The organism is Variovorax sp. P1_G12 (assembly GCF_056405555.1).
This window is the reverse complement of the sequence record NZ_JBFUBW010000089.1, coordinates 1-1860: the sequence shown is the minus strand read 5'-3', so window position 1 is coordinate 1860 and position 1860 is coordinate 1. Positions and strand designations below refer to the sequence as shown.

General features: G+C 66.8%; 2 protein-coding genes. Both read right to left on the bottom strand.

Annotation, left to right across the window (positions count from 1 at the left end; translation table 11 throughout):
- Window positions 1–3: 3 nt before the first annotated feature.
- Window positions 4–1491: an NAD(P)(+) transhydrogenase (Re/Si-specific) subunit beta gene (locus AC1D2O_RS37645; protein WP_478158923.1), complete on the bottom strand. Its 1488-nt coding sequence runs from the start codon at window positions 1489–1491 to the stop codon at window positions 4–6.
- Complete coding sequence (locus AC1D2O_RS37640) at window positions 1488–1823, bottom strand: NAD(P) transhydrogenase subunit alpha part 2 (protein ID WP_478158922.1); 336 nt, start codon at window positions 1821–1823, stop codon at window positions 1488–1490. The genes AC1D2O_RS37645 and AC1D2O_RS37640 overlap by 4 nt, the downstream gene beginning before the upstream one ends.
- Between the last annotated feature and the right edge of the window lie 37 nt (window positions 1824–1860).

The following is a 1860-nucleotide window of genomic DNA, read 5'->3' as shown; positions in this document are numbered from 1 at the left end:
GAGCTACTCGATCGCCTTGGCCATGTCCTCGACCACCTTCTTGGCGTCGCCGAAGACCATCATGGTCTTGTCCATGTAGAACAGCTCGTTGTCCAGCCCGGCGTAGCCCGCGGCCATGGAACGCTTGTTCACGATCACCGTCTTGGCCTTGTAGGCCTCCAGGATCGGCATGCCGTAGATCGGCGTGCCCTTTTGCAGCGCCGCCGGGTTCACCACGTCGTTGGCCCCCAGGATGATCGCCACGTCGGCCTGCGCGAACTCGCCGTTGATGTCCTCCATCTCGAACACCTGGTCGTAGGGCACCTCGGCYTCSGCCAGCAGCACGTTCATGTGCCCCGGCATGCGCCCGGCCACCGGATGGATCGCGTACTTCACCGTCACCCCCTTGTGGGTGAGCTTCTCGGCCAGCTCGTTCACCGCGTGCTGGGCCCGCGCYACCGCCAGGCCGTAGCCCGGCACGATGATCACCGTCTCGGCGTTGCTCAGCATGTAGGCCGCATCGTCGGCGCTGCCGCTCTTGACCGGGCGCTGCTCCTGGGCGCCGGTGGCCGCCGTGGCCGCCTCGCCGCCGAAGCCGCCCAGGATCACGTTGAAGAACGAGCGGTTCATCGCCTTGCACATGATGTAGCTCAGGATCGCGCCCGAGCTGCCCACCAGCGAGCCCGCCACGATCAGCATCGCGTTGTTCAGGCTGAAGCCGATGCCCGCGGCCGCCCAGCCCGAGTAGCTGTTGAGCATCGACACCACCACCGGCATGTCGGCCCCGCCGATCGGGATGATGATCARSACGCCCATCACGAAGGCCAGCACCAGCATCGCGAGGAAGGCGCTCCAGCTCTCGGTGGCCACRTACACCAGGCCCAGCGCGATGGTCAGGAGGCCCAGCACCAGGTTCAGCTTGTGCTGGCCGCGGAAGGCCACCGGCGCGCCCTGGAACAGGCGGAACTTGTACTTGCCCGACAGCTTGCCGAAGGCGATCACCGAGCCGCTGAAGGTGATCGCGCCGATGGCCGCSCCCAGGAACAGCTCCAGCCGGTTGCCCGCGGGGATCGCGTAGCGCAGGAAGCCGTCGATGATGGCGGCCCCGTCGGGGGTGTTGATGCCGACCGCGGCCGCCACCGGCGCCGGCGTGATGCCGAAGGCCCAGGGCTCGACCACCGCGGCCACCGCGATGAACACCGCCGCCAGGCCGATCATGCTGTGGAAGAAGGCCACCAGCTCGGGCATCTGGGTCATCTCGACCGTCTTGGCCCGGTAGGCGCCGTAGCCCCCGCCGACCACCAGGCCCAAGAGCACCCAGGCCATGCCCATCGCCTTGCCGCCCGACAGCTGCACGATCAGCGCCGCGGTGGTCAGGATGGCGATCGCCATGCCCACCATGCCGAAGACGTTGCCGCGGATCGAGGTGGTCGGGTGGGAGAGGCCCTTCAAGGCCTGGATGAAGCAGACACTGGCAACGAGGTACAGCAGCGTGACGAGGTTCATGCTCATGCTGCATTCCCCTTCTCTGCCTTGCCGGCCGCAGGCGCCTTCCTGTCCTTCTTCTTGAACATCTCGAGCATGCGCCGCGTCACCAGGAAGCCGCCGAAGACGTTGACCGCGGCCAGCGCCACCGCCAGCACGCCCATGGTCTTGCCCAGGCCGCTCTCGGTCAGCGCCGCGGCCAGCATCGCGCCCACGATCACGATCGCCGAGATCGCGTTGGTGACCGCCATCAGCGGCGTGTGCAGCGCCGGCGTGACGGTCCACACCACGTGGTAGCCGACGTAGATCGCCAGCACGAAGATGATCAGGTTGATGACGGTATGGGAAACGGGATCCATGTCTTCTCCTCCGGGGGTTCGCTTAGTTCTTGGTGAC

Excerpts from the sequence above, each read along its gene's own strand:
- AC1D2O_RS37640 (WP_478158922.1), bottom strand. The coding sequence starts at position 1,823 with ATGGATCCCGTTTCCCATACCGTCATCAACCTGATCATCTTCGTGCTG.